This window comes from Micromonospora sp. NPDC004540 (assembly GCF_040610095.1).
Taxonomy (GTDB): domain Bacteria; phylum Actinomycetota; class Actinomycetes; order Mycobacteriales; family Micromonosporaceae; genus Micromonospora.
Map to the genome: position 1 here is coordinate 28,888 of NZ_JBEXLR010000043.1, position 20,438 is coordinate 49,325.

The following is a 20,438-nucleotide window of genomic DNA, read 5'->3' on the forward strand; positions in this document are numbered from 1 at the left end:
AGCTTCATACCTTTTACCCGGAACGGCGGCATGTGGGACCCGGATCACCTTATGGTGGGTTCTCCAGTCCCCCCTTCTCGGTCAAGCGCCTCAGGGACGCGGACAGGGAGATGATGCAAGCCTCCACCGTGGACCTCCTCACGGACACCGCCAGAGCGGCCGCGGCGCGTCGGACGATGGCCTGGGCCGCCGGCGGGCTCGCCGCCGCGGCCACCGTGGCCGGCGGATGGCTCGCGCCCCCCGATGAACTCCAGGGCGACGCGCAACGCCTGATGTATCTGCACGTCCCCGCCGCCTGGGTGGCGTACGCCGCGTTCGCGGTCGTGCTCGCGGCCAGCGGGGCGTACCTGATCGGCGGTGACCTGCGCTGGGACCGGTTTGCCCGGGCGGCGGCCGAGCTCGGGGTGGTGCTCACCGCCGCCGCCATCGGCACCGGGTCCGTCTGGGGGCACCTGGTCTGGGGCACCTGGTGGGCCTGGGATCCCCGGCTGGTCAGCACCGCCCTGCTGCTGCTCGCCTACGCCGGCTACCTCGCCCTGCGCCGGACGCTGGCCGAGCGTCGGGGAACGCGCGACGGCGGCGATCACGGGGTGGCCCGGCCCGCCGCGGTCGCTGGCGTCGCCGGCTTCCTCCTCGTGCCCGTGGTGCACTTCTCCGTGGTCTGGTGGCGCTCGCTGCACCAGCAGGCGACGGTGCTGGCCCCGCACCGGCCGCCCATCGACCCCCGGATGGCCACCGCGTTGCTGCTCGCCGTGGCCGCCGCGACCCTCGCCGCGTTCTGTCTCCTGCTGCACCGGGTCGTCCATCTGGAGCGCCGCCTGGCCCCCGAGCCCTGCCCCGCCGCCGAGCGCACGCCGGCCGGAGTCGGATGATGCGTAGCTGGGCGGGCCGGGTGGCCCTCGTCGCGGTGCTGCTCGCCGCCGGTGGACTGCTGGTCACCAGCGCGCTCCGCGACACCGTCACCTACTACCGGACGCCGGGCGAGCTGCTCGACGATCCGGGCGGCGCGCGCCAGCCGGTCCGCCTCGGCGGCGACGTCGTGCCCGGATCGCTGCGCCACGACGGCGACCTCGTCGTGTTCCGCCTCGCCGAGGGAGGTCACGAGATCACCGTCGAGCAGCGCGGCGCACCGCCGGAGACCTTCCGGGAGGGGACCGGTGCGGTCGTCGAGGGCACGTTGTCGTCCGACGGCGTGTTCCGCTCGGACCACGTGGTGGTCCGGCACGGCAACGAGTACCGGCCGTCGTCCTCCCCCGCGGTTCCGGTCGATGCTGGGTGACCTCGGCACCGCCGGCCTCGCCGTCGGGCTCGCCTGCGCGACCCTCACCGCCCTGCTCTGGCTGCGGGTGGCCCTGTTCGGCGCGGACCCCCGCACCGCCCGGCGCGGCACCGCCGCCACTCTGGCCGCCGCCGCCCTGGCCTGCGCCCTGCTGGAGACGGCGCTGCTCCGGCACGACTTCAGCGTCCGGTTCGTGGCCGAGAACGGCGGCCGGCACGTTCCGCTCTACTACACCCTGACCAGCCTCTGGTCGGCCCTGGACGGTTCGCTGCTGCTGTGGTTGCTGATCCTCGGCGGGTACGCCGCGCTGCTGGCCCGGCGCGCGTACCCGGCACGGCTGCACGCGTACGCGATGGTGGTCGTCAGCGTGGTCATGCTGTTCTTCTTCGCGCTGTCCACCTTCGCCGCGAACCCGTTCCGCGCGGTGAGCCCGGTGCCGGCCGACGGCCCCGGACCGAATCCCCTGCTCCAGCAGCACCCGGCCATGGGCGTGCACCCGCCGCTGCTCTACGCCGGCTACCTCGGTCTGGTCGTACCCTTCGCGTTCGCGCTGGCGGCGCCGCTGGCGGGACGGGACGGACCGGGCTGGGTGCGGACGGCGCGCCCATGGGCGCTGGTCGCCTGGGCGGCGCTGACCGGCGGCGTCGGGATGGGCGCCTGGTGGTCGTACGCGGTGCTGGGCTGGGGCGGCTACTGGGCGTGGGACCCGGTGGAGAATGCCTCCCTGCTGCCCTGGCTGACCGCCACCGCGTTCCTGCACACCACCCTGGTCCGCGGCCGGGCCGCCTGGCACGGCGCGCTCGCCTGCGCGAGCTTCCTGCTGGTGCTGCTCGGCACCTTCCTCACCCGATCCGGTGCGGTGGCCAGCGTGCACGCCTTCACCGACTCGCCGCTGGGCCCGATGCTGCTCGGCTTCGTACTGCTGGCGGTGGTGGTGTCGGCCGTCCTGACCGGTCGCCGGGTCCCCGAGCCGGCCCGCGCCGGGCGCCCCCGGGCGCTTTCCCGAGCCACCCTGGTGCTGGTCCACGGCGTGCTCCTGGTGACCATCGCCGCGGTGGTGCTGATCGGCACGATCCTGCCGCTGCTCACCGCCCCGTTGACGGGGACGCGCTCCTCGGTGGGCCCCGCCTACTACCAGCGCACCGCGGTGCCCCTGGCGGTCGTGGTGCTGGTGGTGATGGGCGTGACGCCGGCCCTGCGGGTCCGCGACCGGTCGGCGGCGCTGCGGCGACTCGTCGTCCCCGCCGGTGCCGGTCTGGGCACCGTCGCCCTCGTCGGCCTGCTCAGCCGGCCCGGCCCGGCCGCGCTCACCGCGTTCGGCGCGGCGGCGTTCGTCCTCACCGGACTGGCCGCGGACCTGGCCCACCGGCTACGCCGGCCCGGCCCGCACCGACGGCCGGGCCGGCTCGCCGGACTGGTCGCGCACGCCGGGCTCGCCCTGGTCGCGGTGGGCGTCGCCGGCTCGTCGGCGTACGGCCGGGACGCCGAACGGACGCTGCGGATCGGCGAGACCCTGCGGGTGGGCGACGTCGCGGTCCGACTGGTCGGGGTGGACCGGACCGGCGGCAGCGGAAGCATGGCGGTACAGGCCCGGCTGGCGCTCACCGCGTCGGGCCGCGCCGGGGGCACGATCACGCCGGCGCTGCGCTACCACGCCGCCCGGGACACCGCCGTCACCGTGCCCGCGATCGGCACCGGCCCGCTGCGTGACACGTACGTCACGCTGCTCGCCGTCGGCGAGGACACCGGCGCCGCCACCGTGCGGCTCGCGGTGAACCCGCTCGTCGGCGTGATCTGGGCCGGCGGCGGCCTGACCGCCGTCAGCGGGTTGCTCGCGGCCGCCGCCACCGCCCGCCCGCGAACCCGCCCGGCCGCCCGCGCCGACCGGCCGCGGCCCGGCCCGGTGGCCGTCGGACCGGGAGCCGCGACGTGAGGCGGCCAACCGCGCGGCGCCCCGGATGGCTGCGCGTCGGACCGGCGACGGTCCTCGCGCTCACCGTCGCCGTCGGCGCCCTGCTCGCCTTCGGCCTGCGCGCACCCGCCACGCCGAGCCCCGGCGAGGCCACGGCGGTGGCCGGCAGACCCGCCCCGGCGCTGTCCGGCGCCACCCTGGACGGTGGCCGCTTCGCGCTCTCCGACGCCCGGGGCCAGGTGGTGCTGGTCAACGTGTTCGCCTCCTGGTGCGGGCCGTGCCGGGACGAGCTGCCGTTGCTGGTGGACGCCGAGCGCAGCTGGTCCCCGCGTGGCGTCCGGCTGGTCGGGTTGAACATCCGCGACGGCGCCGACGCGGTCCGGGCGCTGCTCGACGAGACCGGTGCGACCGGGTTGACCGTGGTGCCGGATCCCGACGGCACGCGGGCGGTCGAGTGGGGCGTGCGGGGCGTGCCGGAGACCTTCGTGGTCGGCCGGGACGGCCGGCTCGTCGACCGGCGGCAGGGGGTGGTGACCCGGCAGTGGCTGGAGCAGCGGATCGCACCGCTGCTGGCCGGATGTGGTGGCGGCGCGCCCTGGTGGCGCTCGTGCTCGTCACGCTCGCCGCGGCGGCCGGCGCGGCGCTGGCCCGGTCGGCGGGCGACCCCGGCCGGCAGGATCCGGTACGCGCGGTGTCCGCCGGGCTGCGCTGCCCGGCCTGTCAGGGCGAGTCGGTGGCGGACTCCCGGTCACCGATCGCGGCGGCGATGCGGCAGGTGGTGGCGGACCAGCTCGCCCAGGGGCGGGACCGGACCGAGATCCGGCGGTGGTTCGTCCAGCGGTACGGCGCCGACGTGCTGACCGATCCGCCGGCCCGCGGAGTCCGGCTGCTGCTCTGGGGCGTACCCGTGCTGGCGCTGCTGGCCGGCGGCTACGCGGCCCTGCGGACGCTCCGACCCGGTGCCGCCCGGACCGGTTCCACCGCACCCTGGACGCCGGACGCTCGGGGCGCACGGCGGGCGTGGCGGGTGGCGTCCGTGGGCGTGGTGGGGCTCGTGGCGTCCGTCGCGATCGTCGCCGACCGGCTCGGCCCGCCCGCCCGGCCGGCGCCGGCCGACCCGGTCGCGGTCGCCCTCCAGCTCGCCCACGACCTGGAGACCCAGGAGCGGTACGACGCCGCCGCGCAGATGTACCAGGAGGCGCTGCGGGACCGGCCCGACGACGGTGTCCGGCTGCGACTCGCGTTCGCGCTGCTCCGGGCCGGCGACGGCGCCGCCGCGCAACGAACCGCCCGGGACGTGCTCGCCCGCGAGCCGGATTCCCCCGACGGCCTGCTGGTGCTGGGCCTGGCGCAGCGGAACAGCCGCTCCGTCGAGGCGGGAGACACGCTGCGGCATTTCCTGGCCGTCGCACCGGCACACCCGGCCGCCGCGGAGATCAGGCGCCTGCTCGCGACGGGCCCGGAACCTGCCGGGCGCTGACGGGGACCGTGCCGAAGAACGGCACGCCGCTGGTGGCTCCCCACGGCGTGGCGGCCTGACCCCGAGTCGGCCGGGTCCGCCGCCCCGCGGGTCCCGGCCGGCGTCCGCTCTACCCGATCGCCGCCGCGGCGGCCCGGCCGGCGGTGCGGCCGGAGAAGAGGCAGCCGCCCAGGAAGGTGCCCTCCAGGGCGTTGTAGCCGTGCATGCCGCCCCCGCCGAAGCCGGCGACCTCGCCAGCGGCGTACACCCCGGCGAGAGGCTCGCCGTCGGGGCGCAGGACCCGGCCGGACAGGTCGGTGTGCAGGCCGCCGAGGGTCTTGCGGGTCAGCACGTGCAACTGCACGGCGATCAGCGGGCCGGCGGCCCGGTCGAGCAGCCGGTGCGGGGTGGCGACCCGGATCAGCCGGTCGCCCCGGTAGCGGCGAGCGCCGCGGATGGCGTGCAGCTGGGCGTCCTTGCCGAACGGGTGGGCGATCTCCCGGTCCCGGGCCTCGACGACCCGGCGCAGCGCCACGGCGTCGAGCTGCGGCCCGCCGGTCTCGGCGGCCAGCTTGTTCATCCCGTCGACCAGCTCCGGCAGGTCGTCGGCGACGACGAAGTCCGCGCCGTGCCGCTTGAACGCCTCCACCGGGCCGGGCGCGCCGGGGCGGACCCGCTGGAGCACCTGCCGCACGCTGCGGTTGGTCAGGTCGGGGTTCTGCTCCGAGCCGGAGAGCGCGAACTCCTTCTCCAGGATCTTCTGGGTGAGCAGGAACCAGCTGTAGTCGTGGCCGGTGGCCCGCAGGTGGCGCAGCGTGGCGAGGGTGTCGAAGCCGGGGAAGAGCGGCGCCGGAAGCCGCTCGCCGGTCGCGTCGAGCCAGAGCGAGGACGGCCCGGGCAGGATCCGGATGCCGTGCCCCGGCCAGATCGGGTCCCAGTTGCGCAGCCCCTCGGTGTAGTGCCACATCCGGTCCGGGTTGATCACCTGTCCGCCGGCCGTCTCGGTGACGGCCAGCATCCGGCCGTCGACGTACGCGGGCACCCCGGTGACCATCCGGGCCGGTGGGGTGCCGAGCCGCGCCGGCCAGGCCCGCCGGACCAGGTCGTGGTCGCCGCCGATCCCGCCCGAGGTGACGATCACCGCCTGCGCCCCGTAGGCGAAGTCGCCGACCACGGTCCGGGAGGTGGGTCGCCCGCGCGGGGCGTCGTCGGGGGCGAGGATCGCGCCGCGCACGCCGGTGACGGCGCCACCACTGGTGACCAGCTCGTCGACCCGGTGCCGGAACAACAGCCGGATCCGGCCCTGCTCGGCGGCGGCGCGGACCCGCCGGGCGAACGGCTCGACCACGCCCGGGCCGGTGCCCCAGGTGACGTGGAACCGCGGCACCGAGTTGCCGTGCCCGTGCGCCGCTCCCCCACCCCGCTCGGCCCAGCTCACCACCGGGAAGACGCGGTGGCCCAGGCCCCGCAGCCAGGCCCGCTTCTCCCCGGCCGCGAAGTGCACGTACGCCTCGGCCCACCGGCGCGGCCAGTGGTCCTCGGGACGGTCGAAGGCGGCGCTGCCGGTCCAGTCCTGCCAGGCCAGCTCCACCGAGTCCCGGATGCCCATCCGCCGCTGCTCCGGCGAGTCGACCAGGAACAGCCCGCCGAACGACCACCACGCCTGCCCGCCGAGGTTCTGCTCCGGCTCCTGGTCCAGCAGCAGCACCCGGCGACCCGCGTCGGCGGCCTCGGCGGCGGCAACCAGGCCGGCCAGCCCGGCCCCGATCACGATCACATCGGTATCCACGGCACCGACCGTACGTAGCCGGGTGCCAAAATCCTTGGTCGGGGCGTGCATGATCCGCCACCGCGTTTGTCACCGCGATGACAAAGGAGCCGACGATGGCCGACACGCTGCTCGACATCGAGCCCGGCCTGGCCCACCTCGCGCCGGCGGTCGGCGAGCAGCTGCGCGGCCTGCGCGCCCCGCTGCACGGGCGGATCCTGGAGACCGTCCGCGCCGCCATGCGGGCGCAGGGCCGCTCGCTCACCGGCGGGCAGGGCCGCGGGCTGGCCCTCGGGGTGCGGACCGCGGTGGACGCCTTCGTCGACGCGGTCGCCGAGCCGGCCCGCGACCTGGCCGCCACCCGGGCGGTCTTCCATGAGCTGGGCCGCACCGAGTACCGGGAGGGGCACCGGGTCGACGCGCTGCGCGCCGTGCTCACCCTCGGCGGCCGGGAGATCTGGGCCTTCCTGGTCGCGCACACCACGGCCGCCGGCCCCGCCCCGGCGGACCTGTACGTGGTCGCCGGCGCGCTCTTCGGCTACGTCGACGCGCTGGCCGGCGCCGCCGCCGAGGGGTACCTCGACGAGCAGCGCGACGCCGCCCAGGACTGGGCCACCACCCGGCGGCGGCTGATCACCCTGCTCGTGCAGCCGCAACCGCCGGCCGAGGCCGCGCTGCGCGCCGCCGCCGATGCGGCCCGCTGGCCGCTGCCCCGGACGGTCGCGGTGCTCAGCGTCGACGGCGACGACGCCGAGCACCTCGGCCGCACCATCGGCGGCGGCGCGATCGCCACGGTCATCGACGACGTGGTGCGGATCGTGCTGCCCGACCCGGCCACCCCGGGGCGGCTCGACCGGGCCCGCCAGGCCCTCACGGGCCGCCGGGCGGCGCTCGGGCCGAGCGTGGCGCTGGGCCGGGCCAGGCTGTCGTACCGGATCTCCGCGCGCGCCCTGGCGCTGCGCCGCGACGGCGTGCTGCGCGCGGACCCGGTGGTCGGGGACGACCACCTGCTCACCCTGCTGCTGCGCTGGGAGCCAGGGCTGGCCGACCATCTCGCCGACGCCTGCCTGGCCCCGCTGGCCGGCCTGCGGCCGGCCGCCCGCCGCGCCCTGGCCGAGACGCTGCACGGCTGGCTGCGCCGGCAGGGGCAGGTGGTCGCCGTGGCCGAGGACCTGCACACCCACCCGCAGACCGTGCGCTACCGGATGCGCCGGCTGCGGGAGCTGTTCGGCGCGGCCCTGGACGACCCCGACCGGCGGCTGGTGCTCCACCTCGCGCTGCGCCACCGGCTCGGCGACGGGTAGCGCCCCCGCCGGCGGGGTGACCTTGCGGGCGGCGGCAACCATGGGAGTGTGCTTCGCTTCCTGCTGAACGTCTTGTGGCTCGTCTTCGGCGGTGGTTTCGTCCTGGCGCTGGGCTACGGCGTAGCCGCCCTGATCTGCTTCGCGCTGGTCATCACCATCCCGTTCGGGGTGGCCTCGCTCCGCCTCGCCTCGTACGCGCTGTGGCCGTTCGGCCGCACCCTCGTGCCGAAGCCCGGCGCCGGTGTCGCCTCCGGCCTGGCGAACGTGTTGTGGGTGCTGCTGGCCGGCTGGTGGCTGGCCCTCTCGCACATCCTCGCCGGCGTCGCGCTCTGCGTGACGATCATCGGCATTCCGTTCGGGGTGGCCAACTTCAAGCTCGTCCCCGCCGCACTCTGGCCCCTCGGCCAGGAGGTCGTCGAGACGCCGTGAGTCGGACCGGCCGAAGGAGCACCCGCCGCTAACCGCGCAGCCGCGCGTTGAGTCGTGCGGCCTGTCGGGTGAGGTGGTCGCGTTCGGCGAGGCTGGACGCCGACCGGGCAGCTTCGGCGTAGAGCCGTGCCGCGGCCACGAGGTCACCGTCCCGCTCCGTGAGGTACGCCGCGACGGCGGCGTGGCGGGGCAGGCCGGGGTCGAGCCTCGCCAGCGTGGCCAGCCCCGCCCGCGGACCGTCGGCCTCGCCGACCGCGACGGCCCGGTTGAGGCGGGCCACCGGGCTGTCGGTGAGTCGCACCAGTTCGTCGTACCACTCGACGATCTGCACCCAGTCGGTCTCCTCGACCGTCCGGGCGTCGGCGTGCAACGCCGCGATGGCGGCCTGGGCCTGGAACTCGCCCAGACGGTCGCGGGCGAGGGCCTTCTGGAGCACGTCGACGCCCTCGGCGATCAGGCGGGTGTCCCACCGGCTGCGGTCCTGCTCGGCCAGCGGCACGAGCCGGCCGTCGGGGCCGGTCCGTGCCGCGCGCCGGGCATGGTGGAGCAGCATGAGCGCGAGCAGGCCCGCGACCTCCTCGTGGTCGGTCCTGGCCGCCAGCTGGCGAGTGAGCCGGATCGCCTCGGCGGCGAGGTCGACGTCGCCGGAGTAGCCCTCGTTGAAGACCAGGTACAGCACGCGCAACACCGTGGCGACGTCACCGGGCTGGTTGAACCGGACGCCCGAGACGGTCCGCTTGGCCCTGCTGATCCGCTGGGCCATGGTCGCCTCCGGCACGAGGTAGGCCTCCGCGATCTGACGCGTGGTCAGGCCGCCGACCGCGCGCAGGGTGAGCGCGACGGCCGACGCCGGTGTCAGGGACGGGTGCGCGCACAGGAAGTACAGCTGGAGCGTGTCGTCCGCCACCTCGCTCGGGCCGGGCATGGGCTCGATCTCGACGCGCACCTCGCGCCGGCGCCGGGAGGCGTCGGCGCGGGCGGCGTCGAGGAACTTCCGCCAGGCCACGGCGACCAGCCAGCCCCTGGCGTCCCGCGGCGGGTCGTCCGGCCACCCGCGCACGGCCTCGACCAGGGCGTCCTGGACGGCGTCCTCGGCCGCCGCGAAGTCAGCTCCGCGACGGACGAGGACCCCGATCACGGTGGGAGTGAGGGTCCGCAGCAGGGCCTCGTCCACCGTGCGTCACTCCGTGATGGTGGGGTGCGCGGTCAGGAACGGGCGCACCTCGAGCCATTCGTGGATCGGCTTTCCGCCCGCACCCGGAGCCGCGGACAGCTCGCCGGCCAGCTCGAGCGCCCGCTCGTAGGTGTCGACGTCGATCACCATCCAGCCGGCGATCAGGTCCTTGGTCTCCGCGAACGGGCCGTCCGTGACCGGCGGCCGCCCCTCCCCGTCGTAGCGTACGAACGTGCCCTCCGGGGAGAGCGCCTGACCGTCGACGAACTCGCCGGTGCCCTCCAGCCGATCGGCGAAGTCCTGCATGTACCGCAGGTGCGCCGAGACCTCCTCCGGCGTCCACTGGTCCATCGGCACGTCGTTGACCGCCGCCGGCGCCCCGCGGTAGTGCTTCAGCAGCAGGTACTTGGCCATCATGTTCTCCTCGGTGCGGTACGGCCCGTCGTGGCCGTGTTCACTGCGGGGACGGAGCCGAGTCCGGGTTCTCGACATCCCACCACGAAATTTTTCTGGGAAACATCTGCGGGCGAGGTCGAACCCACTCCCCCTACGGCGTCCTAGGAGGCTGGGTTGAGGGCACGGGGGCGGGTCACCCGAATGGGGCTCACAAAGGGCCGGGCGCGGCTACGGTCGGAGTGGTGGGCGGTCATAGCGGGGTGATCGAGGCACTCAAGGCAGATCCCACGATGTCGGGCCTGCGCCGCTCGCTGGAGGCGTACTACGGCGACCCGGCGCGCGAGGCGGCGATGGACGCGTTCTACGCCCCCCTGGTCCGCCCGGGAGACCTGGTCTTCGACCTCGGCGCGCACGTGGGCGACCGGCTCGGCAGCTTCCGGCGGCTGGGCGCCCGGGTGGTGGCCGTGGAGCCGCAGCCGCTCTGCACCCGCGCCCTGCGCGCCCTGTACGCGGGCGACGACCGGGTGACCGTGGTGGAGGCGGCGTGCGGGTCGCGCAGTGGACCGATGCGGCTGCACGTGAACTCGGCGAATCCCACGATCTCCACCGCGTCGGCGGGGTTCCTGCGGGCCGCCCACGGGGCCGGCGGCTGGGCACACGAGACGTGGGATGCCGAGATCGAGGTCGCCGGCACCACGCTCGACACCCTGATCGCGGCGCACGGCGTGCCGGCCTTCGTGAAGATCGACGTGGAGGGCTTCGAGGACGCCGTTCTGGCCGGGCTGAGCCGGCCGCTGCCGGCACTGTCGTTCGAGTTCACCACGATCGCCCGGGACCTGGCCGCGCGCTGCCTGGACCGGCTCACCGGGCTGGGCTTCACCGCGTTCACCGTCGCGCTCGGCGACGAGATGGCGTACGCCCTGCCCGGGTGGCGGCCGGCGGGCGAGGTGGCGGCGTACCTGCGGGCGCTGCCACACGAGGCCAACTCGGGCGACGTCTACGCCCGCACCCGGCCGGCCTGACGCCGCCGAGTGGCGTCCAGGCCCGTGCCCGCCCGGCCTGACCTCTGCCCGGGCGGACGTCAGCCGGCGGCGAACGCGGCGATCCGGTCGAGGTCGGCCGGTTGCAGGCCGCGCGAAGGGCGGGGCGCGATCAGCAGGGACCGCCCGTCGGCGGTCAGCGCGTCCCGATCCGCGCCGGCGGCCGGCAGCGCCTCGTCGTCGGTCCACACCAGGCGCCGTCCGGCAGCGAGCACAGCTTGCGCGGCGGCCAGCTTCAGCGGCCAGCACGCGGCACCGCGCGGCATCGGGTGGGCGTCCAGCGAGCGCGCCAGCGGTGGGAGCCGCCACAGCCGCTCCAGCCGTTCGGCGTCCGGGCACCAGGTGGTGCACCAGCGCACCTCGACCGCGCCGGAGCGGTGCAGGGCGCGGATCCGGTCGAGCAGGGCCGGCGCCCAGCGGACCCGGTAGCCGACGGCCTCGGAGTCGGCCCAGACCAGGCTGCGCCGGGGCGGCGCGCCCCAGCCGGGTCGGGACACGTTGACCACGCCGTCCACGTCCAACAGCCACACGGGAGGCGGTTCGGTCATCGGGTCACGGTAGGCGCCGCAACCCGCCGCGAGCCAGCCCTTTCCTCGCATCGACGCTGCTCACACCCTCATCGGCCGCGTTGTCCAGGGGCACTTTTTTCAGGTTTCGAACTTAGCCATGTTTCGTTACCGGCCCGTTATTGACGTGACCGCCGCCACTTCGGTTGACTGCGACGGAACCGCTTCCGCAACCGGTTCCGAAGCATCCGCCTCACCCCTGCGACCCGGGAGCGTCACGTGCCGATCACCATCGCCGACGTCGCCACCCGGGCCGGCGTGAGCAAGACGACGGTCTCCCGGGTGCTCAACGGCAAGGGCGAGGTGCACGTCCGCACCGCCGACCGGGTCCGCGCCGTCATCAACGCCCTCGGCTACGTGCCGAGCGCCCGCGCGGTCGGCCTGGCCCGCGGGCGCACCCGGGTCGTCGGCATGCTGGTGCCCGCCCTGACCTGGCCCTGGATGGGCGAGGTGCTCCAGGGCGCGGCCGACGTCGTCGAGGCCGAGGGGTACGGCATGCTGCTGTTCACCTGCACCCACGGCGACGAGTCGATGCGGCGGTTCGCCTCCCAGGTCTCCGCGAAGTCCTTCGACGGCCTGCTCGTGGTCGAGCCGGAGGGCACCCTCGACTACATCACCGAACTGCACGAGCGCGGCCTGCCGGTCATCCTCATCGACGACCGCGGCCACCAGCCCGGCTTCCCGTCGGTCCGGACCACCAACGAGTCCGGCGCCCGGGCCGCCGCGGCGCACCTGCTGGCGCACGGGCGGAAGCGGCCGCTGGTCGTCACCGGCCTGAGCCGCTTCGGCTGCACCCGGGAACGGCTCGCCGGCTTCGCGGACGGCTACGCCGACGCCGGCCTGCCCATCGACCCCGCCCTCGTCGTGGAGGGCGACTTCACCTTCGAGTGCGGGCGGGTCGCGGTGGAACGCCTGCTCGCCGACGGCGTGCCGTTCGACGCCGTCTTCGCCCACAACGACCTCTCCGCGGCCGGGGCGCTCCAGGCGCTGCGCGACGCCGGCCGCCGGGTCCCGGACGACGTGGCGGTGGTCGGCTTCGACGACCTGCCCCTGGCCGGGCACACCCACCCACCGCTGAGCTCGGTGCGCCAGCCGTTGCGGGAGATGGGGGCGGCCGCCGCCCGTAGCCTCATCGCCCACCTCGCCGGCACGCCGCTGCCCGCCGCCCCGACCGTCATCCCCACCAGCTTCACCGTCCGCGCCTCGACCGGCACCACCTGACCTCCCCACCGCTGTATCCATCACCCGCACCGGTGGGCACCGCGCCCACCGGTGGTAACACCGCACACCCTCCATCCACCACATCCCGCTCGAGGATTGCGGGAGCACCGAGGGAGACCTCCATGAGAAGAAGGCAACTCCTCGCCGTCGCGCTGGCCGGCGCGATGGCCACCGGCGTCGCCGCGTGCGGCGACAGCCCGAACGCCAACAAGAAGAACGGCCAGGCGGCCACGGTGCTGAACGTCGGCATGCCCAACGGCCCGCAGGCCGAGAACAACAACCCGTTCCTCACCACGTCCGCCGCGGCCTCGCTGGGCTACCGCTGGCAGATCTTCGAGCCGCTGATGATGTGGAACCCGGTCAAGCCGGCCGACCCGTTCAAGCCGTGGCTCGCGACCAAGGCCGAGTGGTCTTCGGACTACACCTCGGTGAAGGTCACCATCCGCGACAACGCCACCTGGTCGGACGGGCAGAAGGTCACCGCCGAGGACGTCGCCTTCACCTACAACCTGGTCAAGAAGTACCCGGCGCTCAACGACCAGGGCGTGCCCTACACGGACGCGACCGCCAGCGGCAACGAGGTCACCATCAAGATGGCCAGCCCGCAGTTCGTGAACCAGCAGAAGGTGCTGTGGCGGGTGCCGATCGTTCCCAAGCACATCTGGGAGAAGATCAGCGACCCGACGACCGACGCCGTCAAGCAGCCGGTCGGCAGCGGCCCGTACACCCTGAAGTCGTTCACCCCGGCCAGCATGACCCTGGCGGTGCGCGACAAGGGCTACTGGCAGGACCTGCCGAACGTCAAGGAACTGCGCTACACCTCCTACACGGACAACAGCGCGCAGACCACCGCCCTGGCCAACGGCGAGTCGGAGTGGAGCTTCGTCTTCATCCCCAACTACCAGACGGTCTTCGTCGCCAAGGACCAGGAGCACCACAAGGTGTGGGCGCCCCCGATCCTGGGCATCCACGGCCTCTACCTCAACACCACGAAGAAGCCGTTCGACGACCCGACGCTGCGCCGCGCCATGAACATGGTCATCGACCGCGAGGACATCTTCACCACGGCGGAGGCCTCGTACTTCCACCCGCTGGTGAAGAGCGTGACCGGCCTGCCCAGCCCGGCCGGTGACGCGTTCATCGCGTCGGAGTTCAAGGGCCAGGAGCACAAGGTCGACATCGAGGGCGCCAAGGCGCTGCTCACCGGCGCCGGCTACAAGCTCGACGGCAACACCCTGAAGGACAAGACCGGCAAGGCCGTCACGATCAAGCTCACCGACCCGGCCGGGTGGTCCGACTACCAGACCAGCCTCGAGATCGTGAAGGACAACCTGTCGAAGATCGGCATCGCCGCGACGGTCGACAAGGCCAACCAGGACGCCTGGTTCCGCAATGTCGAGCAGGGCAACTTCGAGGCGACCTTCCGGTGGACCGAGGGCGGCGCCACGCCGTACGACATCTACCGGACCATCATGGACGGCCGGCAGCTCAAGCCGATCGGCACCGCCTCCCCGGCGGGCAACTTCGGCCGCTTCAACAACAAGGAGGCGACCGACGCCCTGGTCGCCTACGCGAACGCCACCGACGAGGCGGCCCGCACGGCCGCGATGAACACGCTGCAGAAGGTCTTCGTCGACCAGATGCCGATGATCCCGGTCGGCGCGGACAACATCGGTGGGGCGTACAGCACGAAGAACTGGACCGGCTGGCCGGACGACTCGAACCCGTACGGCGCCATGCAGCCCACCCAGCCCAACGCGCTGGACGTGGTCCTGCACCTCAAGCCCGCCAACGGCTGACCTTCGAACCGCCTCCCCGGCCGGCTCCCCAGCCGGCCGGGGAGGCGCACCCCACGTTGAGACAGGAACTCGGCATGACGTTGAGCGAGAGCGCGGCGGCGCCGGTCGACGAGGTGGTGCTGGAGGCCGTCGGCCTGACCAAGCACTTCCCCGTCCGCAGGCGGCTGCGTGACCTCTTCTCCCGGACGCCGGCCGTCGTGCACGCCGTCGACGACGTATCGTTCGCGCTGCGTCGCGGCCGGGTGGCCGCGCTGGTCGGGGAATCCGGCTCCGGCAAGTCCACGGTGGCCCGGCTGCTGGCCCAGATCTACCCCCGCACCGCCGGCGACATCCGCCTGCACGGCACGTCGACCCGGGTGCGCGGCGGCCGTCCCTTCCGGTCGTACGTGCGGCGGGTCCAGCTGATCCTGCAGGACCCGTTCGCGTCGTTGAACCCGGTGCACACCGTCCGCTACCACCTCACCCGCTCGCTGCGGATCCACGGCAACGCCGGGCGCAGCGCCGAGGACCTGGAGGCGGCCCTCGGCAAGCTGCTCACCCGCGTCAGCCTCACCCCGCCCGAGCGCTACCTGGACGCCTTCCCGCACGAACTCTCCGGCGGCCAGCGGCAGCGCGTGGCGATCGCCCGGGCGCTCGGCGCCGACCCGGAGGTGCTCCTCGCCGACGAGCCGGTCTCCATGCTCGACGTGTCGATCCGCCTCGGCGTGCTCAACCTGCTCCAGGACCTCAAGCAGCGGCTGAACATCGCCATTCTCTACATCACGCACGACATCGCCTCGGCCCGCTACTTCGCCGACGAGACGATCGTGATGTACGCCGGCCGGATGGTCGAGGGCGGCGACAGCGAGACCGTGACCCAGAACCCGGCCCACCCGTACACCCGGCTGCTCACCGATTCGGCGCCGGACCCGGAGCGCATCACCGGCGACGGCGCCGGCGTCGACGCGGCCGCCGGGGAGGACCGCGGCCAGGGGGAGCCGCCGAGCCTGATCGCCCCGCCCGCCGGGTGCCGGTTCCACCCCCGGTGCCCGCACGCCATGCGGCGCTGCACCACCGACCTGCCGCCGCGGCTGGACATCGGCGACCGGCCCGGCCACTGGGCGGCCTGCTGGCTCTACGACCCGGCCACCGTCGCCGCCGACACCCCCGGCTCCGCCGCGCCCGACGCCGACCCGGCCGTGGCGCCGCCCTCGGCGGCGGTCGAGCGGGACGGCACCGCCACCCTGGAGGAGACCCGATGAGATTCCTCCTGCAGCGCACGGCCTTCTACCTGTTCACGGCGTGGGCGGCCATCACGCTCAACTTCTTCATCCCGCGGCTGGTGCCGGGCGACCCAGTGCAGTCGCTCATCTCGCGAAACCAGGGCCGGATCAGCGCCGACGCCATCGAGTCGCTGCGCGTGCTGTTCGGGCTGGACGCGAACGAGAGCGTCTGGGAGCAGTACCTCGACTACTGGGGGCAGCTCCTCCACGGCGACCTGGGGCTGTCGTTCACCTTCTTCCCGGCCCCGGTCTCGACGGTGATCGGCGACAGCCTGCCGTGGACGGTCGGCCTGGTCGGCATCACCACGATCATCAGCTTCCTCCTCGGCACCGCGCTCGGCGTCGGCGCGGGCTGGCGGCGCGGCTCCTGGGTCGACGGGCTGCTGCCGGCCACGACGTTCCTGTCCTCGATCCCGTACTTCTGGTTGGGCCTCGTCGCCATCGCCGTGTTCGCCGGCCCGGGGAGCTTCTTCCCGTCCTCCGGCGGCTACGAGCCGGGCCTCGTGCCGGCGTTCGACCAGTACTTCATCCCGAGCGCGATCCAGCACAGCATCCTGCCCGCCGCCACCATCCTGGTCTCCTCGATGAGCGGGTGGATCCTCAGCATGCGCAACATGATGGTCACGGTCTCGTCGGAGGACTACATCACGGTCGCCCACGCGAAGGGGCTGTCGGAGCGCCGGGTCGCGCTCAGCTACGCGGCGCGCAACGCGCTGCTGCCCAACGTCTCGGGTTTCGCCCTGTCGCTCGGGTTCATCGTCGGCGGCACGCTGCTGGTGGAGATCGTCTTCTCCTACCCGGGTCTCGGGTACCAGCTCTTCCAGGCCGTCGGCGCCAAGGACTACCCGCTGATGCAGGGGATCTTCCTGATCATCACGATCTCGGTGCTGGTGGCGAACCTGCTCGCCGACGTGGCGTACCTGCTTCTCGACCCGCGGACCCGAAAGAGCTGAGCGATGACTATCTCACCGTCGAGCATCGAGCAGGTCATCCCCGGTCAGGGGGCGATGGCCCAACCGGCGGCCGCGCCGGGCCGGGCGAAGCGGCGCCGCTTCCGGTTCGTCGCCAACGCCAAGGCCGCGACCGGCCTGGCCATCCTGGCCGTCTACTGCCTCTTCGCGGTGATCGGGCCGTGGGTGGCGCCGTACGACCCGGACGCGCGCAGCGGCGACGTGCTCCAGCCTCCGTCGGCCACGCACTGGTTCGGCACCACCCATCTCGGTCAGGACATCTTCAGCCAGATCCTGGTCGGCGCGCGCAGCGTCATGGTGGTGGGCCTGGTCGCCGGCATCCTGGCGACGATCCTGTCCATCCTCATCGGCGTGACGGCCGGCTACATCGGCGGGGTGGCTGACGAGGGCCTGTCGGCGCTGTCCAACGTGTTCCTGGTCATCCCCGCGCTGCCGCTGATCATCATCGTGACGTCGATCGTCGAGCAGGCCAGCGACACGCTGGTCGCGCTCATCATCGGTTTCACCTCGTGGGCGTGGGGCGCCCGGGTGCTGCGGGCCCAGACGTTGTCGCTGCGGCGCCGCGACTACGTCGAGGCGGCCCGGGCGACCGGCGAGCGGACCTGGCGCATCATCCTGTTCGAGATCCTGCCCAACCTCACCGCGATCATCGCGTCCGGCTTCGTGGGCACGGTCATCTTCGCCGTGATGTCGGAGATCACCCTGGCCTTCATCGGCATCTCGTCGATCTCGTCCTGGAACTGGGGCACCATCCTGTTCTGGGCGCAGGGCCAGCAGGCCCTCGCGCAGGGCGCCTGGTGGTGGTTCGTCCCGGCCGGGCTGGCCATCGCGCTGCTCGGCACCGCCCTCGCCCTGATCAACTTCGGCATCGACGAGTTCGTCAGCCCCCGGCTGCGCAGCGCCGGCAAGACCCGGATCCGCACCGCCGACGGCCGCTCCGTGCGGATGCGGGTCGGCTTCACCCCCGTGCTGGCCCCGGCCCGACCGGTGCCGGCCCCCCGAGAGGAGGTCGCACCATGAGTGATCGGGTGCTGGAGATCCGCGGGCTGCGGGTCGACTACGGGCTCGGTGACGCGGCGGTGCACGCCGTCCGCGACGTCGACCTGACCCTGCACCGCGGCGAGGTGCTGGGGCTGGCCGGGGAGAGCGGCAGCGGCAAGTCCACCCTGGCGTACGGGCTCACCCGGCTGCTGCCGCCGCCCGGCGTGGTCAGCGGCGGCCAGGTGATCTACCACCCGACCGACGGGCCGCCGGTGGACGTGCTGACCCTCAGCCCGGCGCAGCTGCGGCAGTTCCGCTGGGCGGAGACCTCGATCGTGTTCCAGGGCGCGATGAACTCGCTCAACCCCGTGCACAAGGTCTCCACCCAGCTGCTCGACGTGATCAAGGCACACGAGCCGAAGAGCACGGCGGCGGGCCGGCTGGCCCGGGCCCGGGACCTGCTCCGCCTGGTCGGCATCGCCGCGGACCGGCTGGACAGCTACCCGCACCAGCTCTCCGGCGGCATGCGGCAGCGCGTGATGATCGCCATGGCGCTGGCGCTGGAGCCGCAGGTGGTCATCATGGACGAGCCGACCACCGCGCTGGACGTGGTGATGCAGCGGCAGATCCTCGGCCAGCTCGCCGAGCTGCGGGAGCGGCTGGGCTTCGCGGTGCTGTTCATCACCCACGACCTGTCGCTGCTGGTCGAGTTCTCCGACCGGATCGCCATCATGTACGGCGGCCGGATCGTCGAGGAGGCGCCCGCCGCCCAGCTGTACCGGCAGGCCCTGCACCCGTACACCGAGGGGTTGCTGCACTCCTTCCCGGCGCTGCGCGGCCCGCGCCGCGAGCTGACCGGCATTCCCGGCTCGCCGCCGGACCTGCGGGCCATGCCGGAGGGCTGCGCGTTCCACCCGCGCTGTCCGAAAGCCTTCGACCCGTGCGACAAGAAGGTGCCGGTACTGGGCGCCGCCGAACCCGGCCGGGACGTCGCCTGCTGGCTGCACCCGGTCGCCGGCCCGGTCCCCCGCTGACCCCCATCCTCCGTCCGACCGAACGACCCGCTACCGCGAGGAGAACCATGGACACCGACCTCACCCGCCCGGCCACCACTGGGCAGGCCGACCCGATCGACACCCTCCCGCCGACCTTCCGGTGGGGGGTGGCGACCTCGTCGTACCAGATCGAGGGCGCGGTGGCCGAGGACGGCCGGACGGCCTCGATCTGGGACACCTTCTGCCGCGTGCCGGGCGCGGTGGCCAACGGCGACCATGGCGACGTGGCCTGCGACCACTACCACCGGATGCCGCAGGACGTCGCGCTCATCGCGGACCTGGGCCTGGACACCTACCGGTTCTCGGTGGCGTGGCCGCGGGTGCAGCCGGGCGGCCGCCGGCCGGCCAACCCGGCCGGCCTGGCCTTCTACGACCGCCTGGTGGACGAGCTGCTCGGCCGCGGGATCGACCCGTGGGTGACGCTCTACCACTGGGACCTGCCGCAGGAGCTCGAGGACGCGGGCGGCTGGCCGAACCGGGACACCGCCTACCGGTTCGCCGACTACGCGGAGCTGGTCTTCGCGGCCCTCGGCGACCGGGTGAAGACCTGGACCACGCTGAACGAGCCGTGGTGCTCGGCGATGCTCGGGTACGCGTACGGCAACCACGCCCCGGGGCGGCGGAACCTGGGTGACGGGATCGCCGCCGCACACCACCTGCTGCTCGGCCACGGGCTGGCGGTGCAGCGGCTGCGCGCCGCGGCGGCCACCCCGATCGAGCTGGGCCTCACCGTCAACCTGTCCACCGCGGACCCGGCCACGGACAGCGCGGCCGACCGGGACGCTGCCCGGGCCGCCGACGGGCTGGGCAACCGGCTCTACCTGGACCCGGTGTTCCGGGGCGCCTACCCGGAGGACGTGGTGGCCGACCTGGCCGCCGAGGGGGTGCGCATCCCCGTCGAGGAGGGCGACCTGGAGGTCATCTCGTCCCCGATCGACGTGCTCGGGGTGAACTTCTACTTCGGGCAGGTCCACTCCGGCACGGACGAGCAGGGCCGGGAGCGCGACGACGACGGCCGGCCGGTGCGCCGGGTCATCCGCCGGGACCTGCCGCGCACCGCGATGGACTGGGAGATCGTGCCGGACTCCTTCACCGAGCTGCTGGTCCGGCTGCACCGGGACTACCCGGGCGTGCCTCTGGTGATCACCGAGAACGGGGCGGCGTTCGACGACAAGCCGGACGCCGACGGGTTCGTGGCCGACGACGACCGGGTGGCGTACCTGACCGAGCACCTTCAGGCGGTGGCCCGGGCCCGGCAGGCCGGCGCGGACGTGCGCGGCTACTTCGCCTGGTCGTTGCTGGACAACTTCGAGTGGGCGTACGGCTACGACAAGCGGTTCGGCATCGTCCGGGTGGACTACGACACCCAGCGGCGCACGCCGAAGCGCAGCGCGCACTGGTACCGCGACACGATCCGGCGGGTGCGCGGGGAGAGCTGAGCCGCTGGTCAGTGCGGCCGCCCGGACGGGATCCCGGGCGGCCGCGTTCCCGTGCCCACGGCAACCCCGTGGCCTACACCCTGCCGGCCCGCACCACCGCCACGTTCACCTGGGCCGGCAGCCAGTCCGGCGGCGGCGGGGGCGGCACGCCGACCGGCCCGATCACCGGCGTCGGCGGCAAGTGCCTCGACGTCACCGACAACAGCAGCGCCGACGGCACGCCGGCGCAGATCTGGAGCTGCACCGGCGAGGCCAACCAGAAGTGGACGCTCCCGTCCTGAGCCATGGCCGGGCCGGCGGCGCTCCCGCCGCCGGCCCGGTGGCTCAGCGGGTCCGCGAGCGGGGGCGCCGCGGCCGCGCCGGCGCCGGGACCACCCGGGCGG

General features: G+C 74.0%; 19 protein-coding genes and 1 pseudogene. 16 read left to right on the plus strand and 4 right to left on the minus strand.

The genetic code is table 11. The features are described from left to right. Positions 1–176: 176 nt before the first annotated feature. The 5 genes and pseudogenes from ccsA to ABZV78_RS16550 all read left to right on the plus strand — a co-directional run bounded on the left by ccsA (position 177) and on the right by ABZV78_RS16550 (position 4,671). Entirely contained in the window at positions 177–872 is a 696-nt protein-coding gene (gene ccsA / locus ABZV78_RS16530; RefSeq protein ID WP_355639342.1) for a cytochrome c biogenesis protein CcsA, read from the plus strand. Continuing rightward, positions 869–1,279 (plus strand): cytochrome c maturation protein CcmE, encoded by a 411-nt coding sequence (locus ABZV78_RS16535; protein ID WP_355639344.1) that lies wholly within the window; start codon positions 869–871, stop codon positions 1,277–1,279. The genes ccsA and ABZV78_RS16535 overlap by 4 nt, the downstream gene beginning before the upstream one ends. Continuing rightward, positions 1,269–3,212, plus strand: coding sequence for a cytochrome c-type biogenesis CcmF C-terminal domain-containing protein (locus tag ABZV78_RS16540; protein WP_355639346.1), 1,944 nt, complete (start codon positions 1,269–1,271; stop codon positions 3,210–3,212). The genes ABZV78_RS16535 and ABZV78_RS16540 overlap by 11 nt, the downstream gene beginning before the upstream one ends. 137 nt (positions 3,213–3,349) lie before the next feature. Next, positions 3,350–3,712 (plus strand): annotated as a pseudogene (locus tag ABZV78_RS16545) (TlpA disulfide reductase family protein); the annotation flags it as partial. A 56-nt stretch (positions 3,713–3,768) separates the two neighbouring features. Continuing rightward, positions 3,769–4,671, plus strand: coding sequence for a cytochrome c-type biogenesis protein CcmH (locus tag ABZV78_RS16550; protein WP_355639348.1), 903 nt, complete (start codon positions 3,769–3,771; stop codon positions 4,669–4,671). A gap of 109 nt (positions 4,672–4,780) precedes the next feature. Here ABZV78_RS16550 and ABZV78_RS16555 read toward each other — a convergent pair whose 3' ends face one another. Continuing rightward, entirely contained in the window at positions 4,781–6,439 is a 1,659-nt protein-coding gene (locus ABZV78_RS16555; RefSeq protein ID WP_355639350.1) for an FAD-binding dehydrogenase, read from the minus strand. A 95-nt stretch (positions 6,440–6,534) separates the two neighbouring features. Here ABZV78_RS16555 and ABZV78_RS16560 point away from each other — a divergent pair, with 95 nt between their 5' ends. Further along, entirely contained in the window at positions 6,535–7,722 is a 1,188-nt protein-coding gene (locus ABZV78_RS16560; protein WP_355639351.1) for a helix-turn-helix domain-containing protein, read from the plus strand. Between the two features lie 48 nt (positions 7,723–7,770). Beyond that, on the plus strand, positions 7,771–8,151 hold the full coding sequence (locus tag ABZV78_RS16565) for a YccF domain-containing protein (RefSeq protein WP_107077591.1): 381 nt from the start codon (positions 7,771–7,773) through the stop codon (positions 8,149–8,151). 28 nt (positions 8,152–8,179) lie between these two features. Here ABZV78_RS16565 and ABZV78_RS16570 read toward each other — a convergent pair whose 3' ends face one another. Beyond that, complete coding sequence (locus ABZV78_RS16570) at positions 8,180–9,325, minus strand: DUF6596 domain-containing protein (RefSeq protein ID WP_355639353.1); 1,146 nt, start codon at positions 9,323–9,325, stop codon at positions 8,180–8,182. 6 nt (positions 9,326–9,331) lie between these two features. Further along, positions 9,332–9,739, minus strand: a complete 408-nt coding sequence (locus ABZV78_RS16575; RefSeq protein WP_355639377.1) for a YciI family protein — start codon at positions 9,737–9,739, stop codon at positions 9,332–9,334. Between the two features lie 272 nt (positions 9,740–10,011). Between ABZV78_RS16575 and ABZV78_RS16580 the strand changes: the two genes are divergently transcribed. Beyond that, positions 10,012–10,743 (plus strand): FkbM family methyltransferase, encoded by a 732-nt coding sequence (locus ABZV78_RS16580; protein ID WP_355639379.1) that lies wholly within the window; start codon positions 10,012–10,014, stop codon positions 10,741–10,743. A 59-nt stretch (positions 10,744–10,802) separates the two neighbouring features. Here ABZV78_RS16580 and ABZV78_RS16585 read toward each other — a convergent pair whose 3' ends face one another. Next, positions 10,803–11,309 (minus strand): hypothetical protein, encoded by a 507-nt coding sequence (locus tag ABZV78_RS16585; RefSeq protein WP_355639355.1) that lies wholly within the window; start codon positions 11,307–11,309, stop codon positions 10,803–10,805. Between the two features lie 237 nt (positions 11,310–11,546). Between ABZV78_RS16585 and ABZV78_RS16590 the strand changes: the two genes are divergently transcribed. From ABZV78_RS16590 to ABZV78_RS16625, 8 genes are all read left to right on the plus strand, one after another. After that, on the plus strand, positions 11,547–12,548 hold the full coding sequence (locus ABZV78_RS16590; protein WP_355639357.1) for a LacI family DNA-binding transcriptional regulator: 1,002 nt from the start codon (positions 11,547–11,549) through the stop codon (positions 12,546–12,548). A 122-nt stretch (positions 12,549–12,670) separates the two neighbouring features. Then, entirely contained in the window at positions 12,671–14,347 is a 1,677-nt protein-coding gene (locus ABZV78_RS16595) for an ABC transporter substrate-binding protein (protein ID WP_355639359.1), read from the plus strand. 74 nt (positions 14,348–14,421) lie between these two features. Further along, complete coding sequence (locus ABZV78_RS16600; protein WP_355639360.1) at positions 14,422–15,588, plus strand: ABC transporter ATP-binding protein; 1,167 nt, start codon at positions 14,422–14,424, stop codon at positions 15,586–15,588. Continuing rightward, complete coding sequence (locus ABZV78_RS16605) at positions 15,585–16,562, plus strand: ABC transporter permease (protein WP_346534230.1); 978 nt, start codon at positions 15,585–15,587, stop codon at positions 16,560–16,562. Before ABZV78_RS16600 ends, ABZV78_RS16605 begins: the two co-directional genes overlap by 4 nt. A 3-nt stretch (positions 16,563–16,565) precedes the next feature. Further along, on the plus strand, positions 16,566–17,600 hold the full coding sequence (locus tag ABZV78_RS16610; RefSeq protein ID WP_355639362.1) for an ABC transporter permease: 1,035 nt from the start codon (positions 16,566–16,568) through the stop codon (positions 17,598–17,600). Continuing rightward, complete coding sequence (locus tag ABZV78_RS16615; RefSeq protein WP_355639364.1) at positions 17,597–18,595, plus strand: ABC transporter ATP-binding protein; 999 nt, start codon at positions 17,597–17,599, stop codon at positions 18,593–18,595. Before ABZV78_RS16610 ends, ABZV78_RS16615 begins: the two co-directional genes overlap by 4 nt. Positions 18,596–18,642: 47 nt before the next feature. Beyond that, on the plus strand, positions 18,643–20,055 hold the full coding sequence (locus ABZV78_RS16620; RefSeq protein WP_355639366.1) for a GH1 family beta-glucosidase: 1,413 nt from the start codon (positions 18,643–18,645) through the stop codon (positions 20,053–20,055). Positions 20,056–20,123: 68 nt separating this feature from the next. Then, the gene (locus ABZV78_RS16625) at positions 20,124–20,336 is read left to right on the plus strand and encodes an RICIN domain-containing protein (protein ID WP_355639368.1); all 213 of its coding nucleotides are present in this window, start codon (positions 20,124–20,126) and stop codon (positions 20,334–20,336) included. The last annotated feature ends 102 nt before the right edge of the window (positions 20,337–20,438 follow it).